Below are 14872 nucleotides of genomic sequence, written 5' to 3' on the forward strand. Positions count from 1 at the left end.
TCTTTACGATTTTTGAGCCGCTTCATGCAGCACGTTCAATTGTCTTTCCAAATTTTCAAGCAACGCTTTGCCGTCTTCTTCACTTACCAAATTCAAACGGACAGCAAAATCAATTTCGCGCGACAAACCAAACATTTGCGTATCTAAAACCTCTTCATATAAAGGACACTGAGGCATTGTCAGGTTATCCATTTGTACTTTAATCAATTTCAATATTTTATTTGCATCAGCCTCTAGAAGGGCATAGGCTTTATCACGATTGCTAACAGCCACTTCAGGTATCACAAAATCCCCTCCGTTTAACAGACTCTCTTCTATTTATATTAGCTGTTGTCCGTAAAAAATGCAAGATAAGAACAGAAATAACTTTGGAATGGAACCTATTTTTCAACAGGGTTTCATTTTATTTGGAGAGATGAATTTCCAGGCGAAGTCTGCTATTCTTGTAAACGAATACTATAATAGAAATAGAAAGGGACTGGTTACGGATGATTGTCCAGCTGACGGGAAAAGTAAAATATAACATTACATTGGATCCCACTGTGTGGATCTTTGATGATCGCAAAATTGAGTTTGAAAAGGCGTTTACTGCTTTCGATAAACACCAGGAGAAGGATGAAGAAGAAGCGTTGAGACAAGCCTCCACCCGTTGGGAGCGCGAAGTCAACCAAAGCAGCAAACCACCAGTTAACCGAAGCATCAAACGCTTTGAGAAAGAACAAATCCTCAAAGGAACATACGTGATGCCGATCAAGGATTTTCTTAATACAGCTGAAATTGAATCAAATGCCAGTCAAGCCAGGCTTGTTTTGAATGGCCATGAGGAAATCATATCTTTATCAAATTTGGAAAACGCCTTGTTCTTATTCGCAGAAAACGGAAAACCAATACAAAATAACGGTCCGGTACATATATATTTTGCGGATGGTTCCGATCGAACAGAACCGATTGAAGGCGTGACCAAAATAATCATTGAGTGAATTCCCTATTTTCTTTTAACTTTTCTTAAACGAGGCGCATGCCGCTTTTACTCCAACCCATGCATAAACTGAAAAAGATTTGAAATGATAGGAGTAAAAGGAGGACTGCCTTATGTTTAAACGGTTTATTTTCCTATGTACAGGCTGCTTGTCGCTCGGACTTGTGCTTGTTGGTTGCCAGCAGGAAAAAAGCTTGCCTGACCAACAAAACCAGGATCCTACCATACAGGTCGAAAATTCAGACCCTGGTGACGGACAGCAAAAAAATTACAGCAACCAGGAGATAGCGGACCACCTAGCCAGTTTAGCTGCTGATGTACCTAATGTGCATGATGCTTCCTCTGTCGTGGCTGGCCCTTATGCAGTAGTCGGCATAGATGTAGATAAGGATTTAGATCGTTCACGTGTCAGCACCATCAAATACTCGGTTGCGGAAGCGCTCCACCACGATCCATATGGCAAAACAGCAGTAGTCATCGCAGATGCAGACGGGATGGAACGAATCAGGCACATGGCAGATAAAATTCAACAAGGACATCCTGCCCAAGGATTTGTGGATGAACTTTCCGCGGTTGTAGGCAGGTATATGCCGGAAGTTCCTATCAATGATGATCAGCCAGAAGAGCCTGATCAAAATAAAGAAGTAATACCGCAAAAAGAACAACAGGAATTGGACAATATTGAAAACGACCAATCCAATCACCAAAAAAGTCAATAACAAGCCATTTAACAAGGCTGATTTGCACGGACCATCATTTTTTGGTGATGGTCCTTTATTTAGCCCCTGGTCATTGGCCCGTTTTTTCAGGAATAAGCATTAGATGAAAGCCCCTTGTCTATGTTACAATGGTAGAAAGAGTTACCGCGAGGTGATACTAGTGAAAGTGAAATGTGTCTTATGTGATATCATTGAAAATATAGACAGCAACTGTTTACAGGCGAAAAGGTTACGAAATCGTCGAATCCACATGTATATTTGTAAAACTTGCTATGCCAGAGTTGAAAAGAACACCAATGAAAGACATGCAAGTGGGAATTTTAAGTTATACAGAGAAAAAAAGAAAAAGAATCATTTGATTTAATGAAAAAAGGAACGCACCGCTAACTTTTCGTTGGTGTGTTCCTTTTTTATTACTTTTCATTTGGGTTTGTCTGGTTATTTCGCCGCTTTCGATCTTGGGCAAGACGGAATCGGTAGATACCAAGTACTAGCGCAATGATAACCAGACATTCTGCCATAGGTAGTTTAAGCCCGAGCATTGCTATAACAAAAGCCCCGATAAACAAAAAGATATAGACAATCAAAGACTTAAGCAGCGGTAATTTTCTGGCAAATCCCAATTTATAACTAATCGCCAACAAGATGGCAATGGTCAGGTACAACAAAAGAAAACCAACAAGGAGGTCTCCATTTGCCGCAGTATTAAACAGAAAATCGACAATGGGCAAATTATTGCCGACATCGATTCCATTCGTTGTTTCCTCCACCTTTTTCACTCCTTCTTTCCGATTAACTCCCTCCCTATCATACTAAAACATAATCGACTGTGCTAGCATAAGAATATATCGTTTTCAATGCCAGAAAATTTCGTTATACTTATGTTAGAAGATTAGAGGTGAAACCATGAAAAAAATTCAACTACCTATGCTGTTACTGGCTTTGCTGGTTATCTCAAGCTTTGTAGCAGCGGGAATTGCTATTGGCTTCCGGAACTACTTATGGATGGTTTTATTTATTTTGGCAGGATTTCTATTGATGGGGGCAGGTCTTACAAGAAAGCGGAAAAAACAGTCGCTTTCCTGAGTGTCATTCTATTAAACTTCATTCGGGCAGGGTCTAAAGCCGTTTTTTACCAGGAAAAATCATCAGCAGGGAACAGCTGATGATTTTTCTTTTATTAGATAGGATAAAAAATTGTAAATAGAACTTAGGATCCTCCATAGAAATCAGCATAATTCCTGTTATTTTTACTGAATGGGAGTTCTTCACTTAAGCTCAATGTATTCTCTCACAAGTTCCTGTTGGATCTTGGGATTACAGGATAGAAGGGTATTTTCTTCGAGAATATGAATCGGACTTCCATCTGCTCTAGTCGTCATGCCGCCTACTTCGCTGACAAGGACAAGACCTCCGGCAATATCCCAAGGTGCCAGCTTCATTGTCAGGTAGCCATCTGCAATTCCTTCCGCCACATAGGCAAGTTCCAGAGCTGCAGAACCATACGATCTCGTCCCTCTGACTTTTCTTACAAGAGCCTGCATTTTCGTCTCTTCTATCTTCAAATTCGGCCCTGTCCAAAAATTGTTCAGAATGAGAATCGCCTCTTCTAAAGGGAGTTCCTGTTTTAGCGGCTGGAGTTTCTCCTCATTCCGGTAGGCTCCATTGCCTCGCTGGGCAGCGTACAACACATCATCCATCACATTGTAAATCAACCCGATTTCCCCGATCCCATCTTGGTAAATCCCAATAGAAATAGCAAAGTTCCTTTTTTGATGGACGAAATTCATGGTTCCGTCAATAGGATCAATAATCCAGACTACCCCTTTATCACTTTCCAATTGATCTCCATATCCTTCTTCACTGAGGATGGAATGGTCAGGGAATTGCTTCCTGATTTTATCGATGAAAAACTGTTCCGTTTGCTGGTCCATATGGGTAACAAGATCATTTGCGTTCGATTTGGTATCGATTTTCAAGGGTTCGTTAATCACAGCACGGATATTCTCCCCCGCCTCTAGTATCCATTGCTTCGCTGTTTCAAAGAGTTTTTGTCTAGCTTCCAGTTCCATAGCCAACATCCTTTTTTCTTATTTATCTAACCCAAACAACCACTACATCGTATTCCTTATTCTAATGAATACGTCCTGAAATTTCTAGGATGACACTCGCTTTCATCAGAGCATCGATCTTCCGGATGATTCTTTAGAGAGGATGGAAAATAAAATAATCCCATCGGAGCGGACAGTCACGGTACTTTATCTACCTAACCTCTTTTTTTTACATTTCCTTTCTTATTGTAAATTTATAGAAGGTTTGAAACAAGCAACAAAGAAGTGAAAAAGGGTAATAAAAAAGAACGAGCAGAAGCTCATTCCTTTTAAGATAGGGCAAGCATTTCACGTCGCAATTCATTCAAGCGTTCTTTGGAATTATCCATTGCTTCTCGATCATTATCTTTCATAGCATCATACAAGGTAATTAATTCATAATCAATTTCCAACTTTATCACCGGCAGTTTTTCTTCCGCCTCACGTTTTTTTATTGCTTCCATTACGTATTTCACTTTTATCCCCTTCCCTTTGGTTTTTATGGTCGTTAATTTTTTGCTAATTTTAACGTTTTGTTAATTTTTAGATACCCCCCTGTCCATTTACTTAAACCAAGGCTGTTCCATTTGTCTTGGTAGGACACTATGATAAAATAAGTACTAAGCAACATAAGGAAGGAAGAGCGCATGTGGAAATAAATGGATTTTCAAAAAAAGATTTCGACACATTTAAAATCGATGGTCTCGAAGCCAGAATGGGAGCAATCAGAGAACGAATCCAACCAAAGTTTCAAGTTATCGGTGATGAATTAAAAGATCACCTGGCTGCAAAGCTCGGTAACGAAATGTTTTTACATATCGCCCAACACGCCAGGAGATCCGTCAATCCTCCAGCAGATACTTGGCTGGCCGTAGCGGCAAACAAAAGAGGATACAAGAAGCACCCTCATTTCCAGGTAGGGTTGTTTGATGACCATATGTTTATATGGCTGGCATTGATTTATGAGCTTCCGGAAAAACAAACCATAGCAAAAACGTATCTGGATAATATGGATGCATTGAAACAGCTGCCGGAAAACTTTGTAGTCTCTCTTGACCACACCAAGAAGGCGGCAATGCCGATTTCGGACTTGCGTGAAGAGGATTTAATCCGATTCAGGGATGTTAAAAAANNNNCCGCCTCTAGTATCCATTGCTTCGCTGTTTCAAAGAGTTTTTGTCTAGCTTCCAGTTCCATAGCCAACATCCTTTTTTCTTATTTATCTAACCCAAACAACCACTACATCGTATTCCTTATTCTAATGAATACGTCCTGAAATTTCTAGGATGACACTCGCTTTCATCAGAGCATCGATCTTCCGGATGATTCTTTAGAGAGGATGGAAAATAAAATAATCCCATCGGAGCGGACAGTCACGGTACTTTATCTACCTAACCTCTTTTTTTTACATTTCCTTTCTTATTGTAAATTTATAGAAGGTTTGAAACAAGCAACAAAGAAGTGAAAAAGGGTAATAAAAAAGAACGAGCAGAAGCTCATTCCTTTTAAGATAGGGCAAGCATTTCACGTCGCAATTCATTCAAGCGTTCTTTGGAATTATCCATTGCTTCTCGATCATTATCTTTCATAGCATCATACAAGGTAATTAATTCATAATCAATTTCCAACTTTATCACCGGCAGTTTTTCTTCCGCCTCACGTTTTTTTATTGCTTCCATTACGTATTTCACTTTTATCCCCTTCCCTTTGGTTTTTATGGTCGTTAATTTTTTGCTAATTTTAACGTTTTGTTAATTTTTAGATACCCCCCTGTCCATTTACTTAAACCAAGGCTGTTCCATTTGTCTTGGTAGGACACTATGATAAAATAAGTACTAAGCAACATAAGGAAGGAAGAGCGCATGTGGAAATAAATGGATTTTCAAAAAAAGATTTCGACACATTTAAAATCGATGGTCTCGAAGCCAGAATGGGAGCAATCAGAGAACGAATCCAACCAAAGTTTCAAGTTATCGGTGATGAATTAAAAGATCACCTGGCTGCAAAGCTCGGTAACGAAATGTTTTTACATATCGCCCAACACGCCAGGAGATCCGTCAATCCTCCAGCAGATACTTGGCTGGCCGTAGCGGCAAACAAAAGAGGATACAAGAAGCACCCTCATTTCCAGGTAGGGTTGTTTGATGACCATATGTTTATATGGCTGGCATTGATTTATGAGCTTCCGGAAAAACAAACCATAGCAAAAACGTATCTGGATAATATGGATGCATTGAAACAGCTGCCGGAAAACTTTGTAGTCTCTCTTGACCACACCAAGAAGGCGGCAATGCCGATTTCGGACTTGCGTGAAGAGGATTTAATCCGATTCAGGGATGTTAAAAAAGCTGAATTTCTTGTAGGAAAACATATAGATCCTGATAGCTCCACAGCACAGGATGGTGATAAATTGTTACAAGAAGTTAAACAAACCTGTGATACCTTGCTTCCTTTTTACAAGCTTGCCATTTCAAATCGATAAGAAACGAGACAGGCAAAAACAGAAATTCCGGCAGAAAGTAGCTGCATCAACCGGAGGCAAGGTAATCAAAAATCCGAACGAATTGGCATCGTTCGGATTTTATATTGGTCGCAATGCTTATGTCCCAGGCTCATTTTTGTAATGACAGGCGTACCTTAATCATCCTGGATTTCTTCGTATGTATATATTACATGTTTATTTTTTCTCCAGAGTCTGCTTCTTTTGCCTTATTTACTGTTCGATAACAAGAGTAGCCAGACTCTTTTTCGAATTTGCCACAAAGCTGCTTTTCTTCACTTTTCGAAGGAACGATTTGTTTAAACCGCGTATAAGCCAACATAAGGTCTTCACGTTTCACACCACTTTCATATGCCTGCTCCACCAATGAGTAAAAATTCACCACATCAATTATCTCCTGTTTCGACCATGTCTCATCGATTGGATAACTATAATTCATAAGTCCCTCTCCTTTCCTACAGACCAAGTCCTTCGAAAATCGTTGGCCTCACCAATCATTCTTTCGATTAAATTTTTCACACTGGGGATATCGGTTATTCTTGCCGAAATTTGCCCAGCCCATCCGAAACCACTCGAATCATCACCCAAATGAATATAGCGTTTGTTGGAATCCCCGCTAATATAAGGTTGTAAAACCTCAAAACCAGGATTGTCTTGCTCCAGCTCTATTATTTTTTCTGTCCATTTATTACGGAGCACTCTGCCAGGAGCACCGAGTGATCGTTTGATTACCATCGTATCCTGTTCTCCCGCTTCTATAAGAGCTTGCTTATATGCCTGGTGAGCATGAATGCATTCTTTAGTGGCGATAAATCTGGTTCCCATCTCCACTCCCTCAGCTCCCAAAGCAAGAGCAGCCATCATTCCTTTTCCATCTCCTATCCCGCCAGAAGCTATTACAGGTATGGAAACCGATTCGACAACCTGAGGCGTCAAAACAAAGGTCCCCATATCCTCTCTGCCGATATGTCCGCCCCCTTCCTGTCCGACAACAATCACTGCATCTGCACCCAACTCTTCTGCTTTTTGGGCTTGTCGCTTAGCTGCAACAAGGACCATAGTTTTGATGCTTGACCCTTTTGTCATTGCCAAGATAGGTTCAGGATTACCTCCAGTTACAGTGATAACAGGAACTTCTTCATCAATTGCGGTTTGTACCATTCCCTTAAAAGGACGGCGCTGCTGTCCAATGGCAAAATTGACTCCAAACGGTTTGTCTGTCATGCTTCTCACTTTTTCTATTTCCTGTTGTAATTGTTTTTCATCTGTAAGGCTCATAGCGGTTACTTGCCCAAGTCCACCAGCATTGGATACTGCAGCTGCCAGGTCCGCATAGGCCAAATACGCAAGTCCTCCTTGAATAATCGGATACTCAATACCTAACAAATCCGTCACTCTTGTTTCCCAGTTCATAAAATCCCCCTCTTTCTTTCTTAATCGTATCACTAACCTGTCCATTTTTCTAAAAGTAGCGATTCTCCTTCTGTTTTGCTATAATTTCTGATACACTGCACATTCACAAGAGTGAGCGGCAAATAAGAGCTATTAATTGAATTCATCCGCTTTTCGAAGCGTTCTAAAGAGGTGTATTTTGAACAATGACATCACAGGAAAACACGCCCTTATTTACTGGATTGGTCAATCATATGAAACAGAAACCAATTCAATTCCACATCCCCGGGCATAAAAAAGGTGTAGGAATGAACCCGGATTTCCGGGATTTCATAGGAGATAATGCGCTTGGAATCGATTTAATCAACATAGAACCGCTTGACGATCTCCATCATCCTCAAGGAATGATCAAACAAGCTCAGGATCTTGCGGCCAAAGCTTTTTCGGCAGACTATACTTTTTTCTCAGTCCAAGGAACCAGCGGGGCCATTATGACGATGGTGTTAAGTGTTTGCGGGCCTGGAGACAAAATTATCGTCCCGCGCAATATTCATAAATCGGTGACCACTGCAATCATTTTTTCCGGTGCCACACCTGTTTTCATCCATCCAGAAGTGGATAAAGAACTGGGGATATCCCATGGTATTACACCGGAAGCAGTCAAGAAAGCATTGAATGCTAATCCGGACGCTAAAGGTGTGTTGGTCATCAATCCAACTTATTTCGGGATTGCAGCAGACTTAAAAAGGATTGTCGAAATTGCCCATTCCTTTGAAGTACCTGTTTTGGTTGATGAAGCTCATGGCGTTCACATTCATTTCCATGAAGAGCTTCCCGTATCTGCGATGGAAGCAGGTGCAGACTTGGCTGCCACCAGTGTCCACAAGCTAGGAGGATCTTTAACACAGAGCTCGGTACTCAACTTGAGAGAAGGACTGGTCAACCATGAAAGGGTACAAAGTGTCCTTTCCATGCTGACTACCACCTCCACTTCCTATCTGTTGCTTGCTTCCATCGACGCTGCCCGCAAGCATCTGGCAGTGAACGGACAAGTATTCATTGAAGAAACGATTGTACTGGCAAATAAGACAAGAACCGCTATCAACCGAATCCCGAATCTTTACTGTGTGGGAAGCGAAATACTTGGCAGTGAAGCTACATTCGACTTCGATCCGACCAAATTGATCATATCCGTTAAAAATCTCGGCTTAACTGGCTATGATGTAGAAGTTTGGCTCAGACAACAATACCGCATCGAAGTGGAATTATCGGATATGTACAATATCCTCTGCATTATCACGCCCGGAGACACGGAAAAAGAAACGAATTTACTCGTCGAAGCTCTGGACAAGCTTGCATGGGAACGCAGCAGCTATGCGATACAGAAAAGTGTGCCAGTCAAAATTCCTGAAATCCCGTTGCTGTCCATGTCTCCGAGAGATGCCTTTTACGCAGATACGGAAGTCATACCTTTCCAGGAAGCGTCTGGCCGCATTAGCGCCGAATCGATTATGGTGTATCCGCCAGGTATTCCGATTTTTATCCCGGGTGAAATCATCACTACGGAAAACATTCAATATATCCAGGAAAATTTAAAAACCGGATTACCTGTTCAGGGACTAGAAGACGAAACGCTACATTCCATTCGTGTAATAAAGGAGCATAAGGCATTCAGGTGAAACAGTCAAAATATAAGGAAAAACCTCACAGGGTCGTCAGAACCCGTGAGGTTTTTTTTGTTCATTCTTTTGCGGTTTTAATTAAAGCGGGGTCGACGATTTCGTAGCCTTTATCTCGTAAACCTGCCACAATATCAGAAAGTGCCTTTGCCGTCCACTCCCGATCATGCATCAGCAGATTTGCTCCATTTCCTAACAATTCCGTATTAACCATAATATCAGAAAGTGCCTCTTCATTCATATACTCTTGATTCCAATCATAGCCATACGACCAATTCATTAGAAGCATGCTTTCTTCTTCTGCAACCTGTTTAGAATAGTCTGTGTTTTGACCGTTGGGAGCCCGGAAAAATTGTGGCCTTTCTCCAACGATCTCCTCTATCAAATCATTCAGGCTGACAATCTCCTGCTTCTGTTCTTCTTTCGTTATATCGCTCAAAGACTGATGATGGTATGTATGGTTTCCGATTACAAAACCCATATCGTGGATTTTCTTTAGAACTTGTTTCTGTTCATCACTTTCCAGAAAGTGTCCATTAACGAAGAATATCGCTTTGGCATCCAGGCTTTTCAATGTCTTAGCCATCTCAAGTGCATGCTTGTCCGGTGCATCATCAATGGTCAATAGCACCACTTTTTCTTCCGCTTGATCTACAATGGGTTGAATCGACCAATTTTTTTCTGTCAGTTCGTATAGCGGTTCGGAAATCCCATCTTTCTGTGAGGCGTCAGATACTGCTGTTTCGTCCATTCCCTCTTCGCTTTTACCTGAGTCTTGAACTTTTTCTTTTATCTCGGCTGCATTTGATCCTTCGGCCTTTTCCTGTGTTTCTTCCTGCTGTCGGTTAGCGTCCAGGTTTGATGAAGTAGACAACTGACTGCAGCTGGAAAGAAAAATGAGCATGCCCGCTATCCCCATCGATATAGCGATATACTTCCTCAAAAAAATACCCCCTGCGTTTGTCGTTTCCTGTCTTTTTATTATAATAATTCTGCCGGTTGTATGAAACCAGTAAATGCATTTATTTTCTAGTCAAAAAGATGGAATTTTTACGGTGTTTCGGCTATTGTAAGATAGGGGTAACATAAAATATTGTTGTATTTTGTCGAGTTTTTACAATACTCATCCCCCTTTTCCACCAACAGAATCACCTACAAAAAGATGGACATATTAAGACAAATTCCGTCACCGTACACTGCAAACCATTTTAAAATCTGGACGATTTATGTTTTAATAAATAATTGTGGCTTAAAAATAGCAAATATGTACGATGAAAAATAATAGAGAAAGGAACGAGGGAAAATGAATAAAATTACACGAGTTTTTTATATTTCTCTATCTGTAGCTATCATTTTTATCTTGTGGGGTTTGATCCCGGAAGATGTCCTGCCTGCCGGCAACCTGGATAATGTCACCGGCACTATACAGGGATTTATAGTTGAAAAGTTCGGTTGGTTTTACTTACTCTCAGCGACAGGGTTTCTGGTCTTTGCTTTATTCTTGATTTTTTCTAAATATGGAAATATAAGGCTTGGAAAACCAGAAGATCGGCCAGAATATAACTACTTGACCTGGTTCGCTATGCTTTTCAGCGCGGGAATGGGGATTGGTTTAGTATTCTGGGGAGCAGCAGAACCATTGTCCCATTTTCATACTCCACCAGATGGAAGGATTACCGAAGGATCGGCTGAAGCTGCTCGGACAGCAATGCGATATAGTTTCTTCCACTGGGGCTTACATCCATGGGGGATATATGCTGTCATTGCGCTGGCACTTGCTTATTTCAAATTCCGGAAAGGAGCTCCGGGACTTGTAAGTAGCATCCTTGAGCCGCTGTTTGGTGAAAAGATAAAAGGCGGATGGGGTACGGTTGTCGATTTTGTCGTTGTGTTTGCCACCATTTTCGGTGTCGCTACATCACTTGGCCTCGGTGCTATACAAATTAGTGGCGGTCTTGCTTACATCTTTCCGGGGATAGACCGGACATTGTCCGTTCAATTAATCATCATCGCTATTGTGACCATTCTTTTCTTACTATCGGCGATGACCGGGCTGAACAAAGGAATAAAATATTTAAGTAATACAAATCTTGTGTTGGCTGTTCTGCTGATGTTGTTTTTACTTTTTGCAGGTCCGACCAATTTCATCATGGATTTATTTACGACTTCTCTGGGAAACTATGCTTCCAATATTGTCAGTATGAGCTTCCGTCTCACTCCTTTTGATCAGGACAATACTTGGATTCAAGGCTGGACGATTTTCTATTGGGCATGGTGGATCGCATGGGCTCCATTTGTCGGTACTTTCATAGCGAGGGTATCAAAAGGAAGAACGATCAGAGAATTTGTCCTTGGTGTCCTTCTCGTACCGACAGTTTTCGGCGCGCTTTGGTTCTCTGTCTTTGGTGGATCTGCAATCAACCTTGAGTTTTATGGAGGCGAAAACATCATTCAATATGTCGATGATATGGGAACAGAAATAGCATTGTTCGCAGTGCTGGAATCTTACCCACTAGGATTGATCATGTCGATTGTGGCTGTATTGCTGATTAGTACATTCTTTATTACATCAGCCGACTCTGCCACTTTCGTCCTTGGCATGCAGACTACTGGAGGTGGCTTGAATCCGCCAAACAAAGTAAAATTCATTTGGGGTATCATCCAGTCTGCAGCAGCGGCGATCCTGTTATGGCAAGGTGGGTTGGAAACTCTCCAAACAGCTTCTATCATTGCCGCTTTCCCGTTTGCCATCATCATGATACTGATTGTGTTCTCCTTGATCAAATCCTTCCGTGAGGAAGCCAAATCTGTTGATTTACGTCGACCTAAAAGAGAGAATAGATAAAAATAAAAAAGTTGACCTTCCGAATTGAGCAAAAGCACCTATGCTGCCTTTCCCTGAATAGTCCAGGGAAGGCAGTTTTATTTTGTAAATAGTCGTACAAGGTGGTAATAATAAACATACTTCAATTGATTCCTCCAGGGTCTTATTCTGCTGTTTCCTTCTATCACAGCAACTTTAGCTGTTAACCAGTATCAAATTGATCTCCTTTTTTCTTGTTTAGGATAGATTTTTTCACATTGTTACACAATTCTCGCTCCTGTTTCATTTTGTTAACAATTGAGTAATAGACGCTAATTTTGCCGATTTTTTTGTTATGATGAAATCACCACAACAAACAAGAGGAAGGTGCGGCGTATCAACAAGAAAAGATGGCTTACCTTTATTTTTGCGGCAATGGTTCTATTCTCCACGAGTTGTAATGCAAAGCATCCAATAGAAGAAGTAAGCTTCACACCGAGTGATTTTCAAGTCTTTTTTTATACAACCAATTCCAATCCAAAAATAGAAAATGAGTACTTAACTGCTATTTGGGATTTAAAGAAGGATTATCCCGAGCAAATGGATAATATACAGCTAAAAGAAACAACCAAAGAAGCTGCTGAAAGAAAGAAAATTGGCGAATACCCTGCACTCGTGATTATAAAGGATGGAAAAACCGTTTCGAGTATCAGCGGTGATACAGATAAATCAAAGGTATTGCAGCATCTGAAACAAACCGTCAATTAGCAAATAAACTAATATGTTGAACTTTACGGCAAATCCGACAGGGTCAAACTGCTTCACAGAGTTGCTATTCACCTGAAATGATACACCCTATCCTATGTTAATCCTCAACCAAAATAATAGCTGATTTTAGAAAAGGATTCGTTTCCATTGTAGAAACGAATCCTTTTTATGCTTATTAATGACCATAGGGTTCGCTGCTTAGAGTACAACGTTTGATATGGTTCTCTGTCAAATGTGGTGGTGTGGTTTTTCATCCACCCTCCTCTTAATCTGAAAGGCTCCTCCAAAAAAATAGCTATTTTCCTCAGGCCATAGAAGAAATAAACTCGCTTTCCGCGGACGCCCGTTTTTCCGCAGGAGTCTCGCTTATTTCCTCTGCTACGCTATTTCGCTCTATAGAGCCCTTTTCCAAACATTCTTCCAGCCCTTTTCCGGCTGTCTTCGCATCACTTGTCTTAAACCATTGTTTTCTCTTTACAGAACGGGCACTTTTGTTGCCTTTGTCTTGTGTAAAGCTCTACTCTTAAGGCGCTTCCTTCTTCCTCTATATTCCATACATCTACTTGTTTATCTTTAATCCCCAGTAATTCTATGACAAAATGACGTTGCACTCATATCCCTCTCTTTTTCCTTTGGTGTCAGCAACTTTAGGGTAACAGAGAGAGGGAATGAGTGTATTTTTTTGCACACTACAGGAACACCCATCACAACAGGGGACACCACCACATTCAGTATAGAGCCCGATTTTCACAGCTAATGTGAAACGAATCGTTAAACTAATGAAGGAATAAAGGGCACAAATCACTTGAAATTAGATAAAAAGCGGTCTGTATGGAAATCAAATTCCATACAGACCGCTTTTTTAAAATTCTACTTTTCAAAGACCTTCATTTTTTCAGTGCCTCAGAAAACTTCTGGGGTTTTGTTTTGAAATCACAAGTCTATATTACTTTGTAATATGAATTGGGCTACCAATAGCTACTTCTGCAGCTTCCATGGTAATTTCACCAAGCGTTGGATGTGCATGGATTGTAAGAGCTAAATCTTCAGCAGTCATGCCTGCTTCAATAGCCAAGCCTAATTCAGCGATCATGTCGCTGGCATTCGGTCCGGCGATTTGAGCTCCGATAACCAAGCCATCATCTTTTCTAGTAATAAGTTTTAAGAAACCATCACTTTCATTTAGTGACAATGCACGCCCATTAGCAGCGAATGGGAATTTAGATGCTTTTACATCATATCCGTCATCCTTGGCGCTTTGCTCGTCATATCCAACTGTAGCCAATTCTGGCTCGGAGAATACAACAGCAGGAATTCCATTGTAATCTATTTCAGATTTTTCACCGCCGATAACTTCAGCAGCTATTTTTCCTTCATAGGAAGCTTTATGAGCAAGCGGAGGTCCGGCTACAATATCACCAATAGCGAAGATATTATCTACGTTTGTCCGGCACTGCTTGTCAATTTTGATCAAGCCTCTATCATCCATTTCAATGCCTACCTGCTCAAGACCGATTTCAGCAGTATTTGGACGACGACCAACAGTGACTAGTACGTAATCAGCTTCGATAACCTCTTCTTTATCTTTTGCTTCATAGGTCACTTTTACCCCATTGTCTGTTTCTTCTACGCCTTTAGCCATAGCATTGGTGACAATCTCCACACCTTTAGACTTCAGACGGCGTTTGACGATGGAAGTCATCTGCTTTTCAAATCCGCCGAGAATATCATTCGTACCTTCCAAAATGGTTACTTTTGTACCAAAGTTAGCATATGCTGTACCAAGCTCAGTACCGACATAGCCTCCGCCGATTACAATCAATTTCTCAGGAATTTCATCCAAGTTAAGTGCCCCGGTAGAGTCAAGAACACGATTGGAGAATTTGAAAGTTGGAAGTTCTATCGGGCTAGAACCTGTTGCGATAATACAGTTGTTANTATG

Annotated in this window: 18 protein-coding genes and 1 pseudogene; 9 read left to right on the forward strand and 10 right to left on the reverse strand. The window is 40.9% G+C overall.

The features are described from left to right. Positions 1-3: 3 nt before the first annotated feature. Complete coding sequence (locus BN1067_RS15840; RefSeq protein ID WP_026570491.1) at positions 4-285, reverse strand: YlaN family protein; 282 nt, start codon at positions 283-285, stop codon at positions 4-6. 203 nt (positions 286-488) lie between these two features. Here BN1067_RS15840 and BN1067_RS15845 point away from each other — a divergent pair, with 203 nt between their 5' ends. From BN1067_RS15845 to BN1067_RS15855, 3 genes are all read left to right on the forward strand, one after another. Continuing rightward, a complete protein-coding gene (locus BN1067_RS15845; RefSeq protein WP_053219801.1) occupies positions 489-980 on the forward strand; it encodes a hypothetical protein in 492 nt (163 codons plus the stop codon). A gap of 112 nt (positions 981-1092) precedes the next feature. Then, positions 1093-1698: a YhcN/YlaJ family sporulation lipoprotein gene (locus BN1067_RS15850; protein ID WP_053219802.1), complete on the forward strand. Its 606-nt coding sequence runs from the start codon at positions 1093-1095 to the stop codon at positions 1696-1698. Between the two features lie 103 nt (positions 1699-1801). Beyond that, positions 1802-2062 (forward strand): YlaI family protein, encoded by a 261-nt coding sequence (locus tag BN1067_RS15855; protein WP_324777925.1) that lies wholly within the window; start codon positions 1802-1804, stop codon positions 2060-2062. A 49-nt stretch (positions 2063-2111) separates the two neighbouring features. Here the strand turns inward: BN1067_RS15855 and BN1067_RS15860 are convergent, their stop codons facing one another. Continuing rightward, positions 2112-2468 (reverse strand): YlaH-like family protein, encoded by a 357-nt coding sequence (locus BN1067_RS15860; RefSeq protein ID WP_234400716.1) that lies wholly within the window; start codon positions 2466-2468, stop codon positions 2112-2114. A gap of 136 nt (positions 2469-2604) precedes the next feature. Here BN1067_RS15860 and BN1067_RS15865 point away from each other — a divergent pair, with 136 nt between their 5' ends. Then, positions 2605-2784 (forward strand): DUF5325 family protein, encoded by a 180-nt coding sequence (locus tag BN1067_RS15865; protein WP_053219803.1) that lies wholly within the window; start codon positions 2605-2607, stop codon positions 2782-2784. Positions 2785-2966: 182 nt separating this feature from the next. Here the strand turns inward: BN1067_RS15865 and BN1067_RS15870 are convergent, their stop codons facing one another. Both BN1067_RS15870 and BN1067_RS15875 read right to left on the reverse strand, forming a co-directional pair. Further along, the gene (locus BN1067_RS15870) at positions 2967-3770 is read right to left on the reverse strand and encodes an inositol monophosphatase family protein (protein ID WP_053219804.1); all 804 of its coding nucleotides are present in this window, start codon (positions 3768-3770) and stop codon (positions 2967-2969) included. Between the two features lie 308 nt (positions 3771-4078). Beyond that, on the reverse strand, positions 4079-4264 hold the full coding sequence (locus BN1067_RS15875; RefSeq protein WP_053219805.1) for a hypothetical protein: 186 nt from the start codon (positions 4262-4264) through the stop codon (positions 4079-4081). A gap of 173 nt (positions 4265-4437) precedes the next feature. Between BN1067_RS15875 and BN1067_RS15880 the strand changes: the two genes are divergently transcribed. Then, the gene (locus BN1067_RS15880) at positions 4438-5064 is read left to right on the forward strand and encodes a YktB family protein (protein WP_053219806.1); all 627 of its coding nucleotides are present in this window, start codon (positions 4438-4440) and stop codon (positions 5062-5064) included. Between the two features lie 229 nt (positions 5065-5293). On the opposite strand, the gene BN1067_RS15885 is transcribed toward BN1067_RS15880, so the two are convergent. Then, complete coding sequence (locus BN1067_RS15885) at positions 5294-5479, reverse strand: hypothetical protein (RefSeq protein WP_053219805.1); 186 nt, start codon at positions 5477-5479, stop codon at positions 5294-5296. Between the two features lie 173 nt (positions 5480-5652). Here BN1067_RS15885 and BN1067_RS15890 point away from each other — a divergent pair, with 173 nt between their 5' ends. Beyond that, the gene (locus tag BN1067_RS15890) at positions 5653-6270 is read left to right on the forward strand and encodes a YktB family protein (RefSeq protein WP_053219807.1); all 618 of its coding nucleotides are present in this window, start codon (positions 5653-5655) and stop codon (positions 6268-6270) included. 187 nt (positions 6271-6457) lie between these two features. Here the strand turns inward: BN1067_RS15890 and BN1067_RS15895 are convergent, their stop codons facing one another. Then, positions 6458-6727 (reverse strand): UPF0223 family protein, encoded by a 270-nt coding sequence (locus BN1067_RS15895; protein WP_053219808.1) that lies wholly within the window; start codon positions 6725-6727, stop codon positions 6458-6460. After that, complete coding sequence (locus tag BN1067_RS15900) at positions 6724-7701, reverse strand: NAD(P)H-dependent flavin oxidoreductase (protein ID WP_053219809.1); 978 nt, start codon at positions 7699-7701, stop codon at positions 6724-6726. The genes BN1067_RS15895 and BN1067_RS15900 overlap by 4 nt, the downstream gene beginning before the upstream one ends. 185 nt (positions 7702-7886) lie before the next feature. Here BN1067_RS15900 and BN1067_RS15905 point away from each other — a divergent pair, with 185 nt between their 5' ends. Next, on the forward strand, positions 7887-9359 hold the full coding sequence (locus BN1067_RS15905) for an aminotransferase class I/II-fold pyridoxal phosphate-dependent enzyme (protein WP_053219810.1): 1473 nt from the start codon (positions 7887-7889) through the stop codon (positions 9357-9359). A gap of 61 nt (positions 9360-9420) precedes the next feature. On the opposite strand, the gene BN1067_RS15910 is transcribed toward BN1067_RS15905, so the two are convergent. After that, positions 9421-10302, reverse strand: a complete 882-nt coding sequence (locus BN1067_RS15910; RefSeq protein WP_324777926.1) for a polysaccharide deacetylase family protein — start codon at positions 10300-10302, stop codon at positions 9421-9423. A 360-nt stretch (positions 10303-10662) separates the two neighbouring features. Here BN1067_RS15910 and BN1067_RS15915 point away from each other — a divergent pair, with 360 nt between their 5' ends. Further along, positions 10663-12204 carry a glycine betaine uptake BCCT transporter gene (locus BN1067_RS15915; protein ID WP_053219811.1) on the forward strand — a complete coding sequence of 514 codons (1542 nt, stop codon included), beginning with the start codon at positions 10663-10665 and terminating at the stop codon, positions 12202-12204. Positions 12205-12549: 345 nt separating this feature from the next. Continuing rightward, positions 12550-12930 carry a hypothetical protein gene (locus BN1067_RS15920; RefSeq protein ID WP_053219812.1) on the forward strand — a complete coding sequence of 127 codons (381 nt, stop codon included), beginning with the start codon at positions 12550-12552 and terminating at the stop codon, positions 12928-12930. A gap of 455 nt (positions 12931-13385) precedes the next feature. Here the strand turns inward: BN1067_RS15920 and BN1067_RS19920 are convergent, their stop codons facing one another. Together BN1067_RS19920 and BN1067_RS15925 are read right to left on the reverse strand one after the other, a co-directional pair. Further along, complete coding sequence (locus BN1067_RS19920) at positions 13386-13541, reverse strand: hypothetical protein (protein ID WP_199868543.1); 156 nt, start codon at positions 13539-13541, stop codon at positions 13386-13388. Between the two features lie 335 nt (positions 13542-13876). Next, positions 13877-14863 (reverse strand): annotated as a pseudogene (locus tag BN1067_RS15925) (dihydrolipoyl dehydrogenase); the annotation flags it as partial. Positions 14864-14872: the final 9 nt, after the last annotated feature.

This window comes from Virgibacillus senegalensis (assembly GCF_000821245.2).
Classification (GTDB): domain Bacteria; phylum Bacillota; class Bacilli; order Bacillales; family Amphibacillaceae; genus Sediminibacillus; species Sediminibacillus senegalensis.

Coding starts and splice junctions, on each gene's coding strand:
- BN1067_RS15845 (WP_053219801.1), top strand. CDS start 489: ATGATTGTCCAGCTGACGGGAAAAGTAAAATATAACATTACATTGGAT.
- BN1067_RS15850 (WP_053219802.1), top strand. CDS start 1,093: ATGTTTAAACGGTTTATTTTCCTATGTACAGGCTGCTTGTCGCTCGGA.
- BN1067_RS15855 (WP_324777925.1), top strand. CDS start 1,802: ATGAAAGCCCCTTGTCTATGTTACAATGGTAGAAAGAGTTACCGCGAG.
- BN1067_RS15865 (WP_053219803.1), top strand. CDS start 2,605: ATGAAAAAAATTCAACTACCTATGCTGTTACTGGCTTTGCTGGTTATC.
- BN1067_RS15870 (WP_053219804.1), bottom strand. CDS start 3,770: ATGGAACTGGAAGCTAGACAAAAACTCTTTGAAACAGCGAAGCAATGG.
- BN1067_RS15895 (WP_053219808.1), bottom strand. CDS start 6,727: ATGAATTATAGTTATCCAATCGATGAGACATGGTCGAAACAGGAGATA.
- BN1067_RS15900 (WP_053219809.1), bottom strand. CDS start 7,701: ATGAACTGGGAAACAAGAGTGACGGATTTGTTAGGTATTGAGTATCCG.
- BN1067_RS15905 (WP_053219810.1), top strand. CDS start 7,887: ATGACATCACAGGAAAACACGCCCTTATTTACTGGATTGGTCAATCAT.
- BN1067_RS15915 (WP_053219811.1), top strand. CDS start 10,663: ATGAATAAAATTACACGAGTTTTTTATATTTCTCTATCTGTAGCTATC.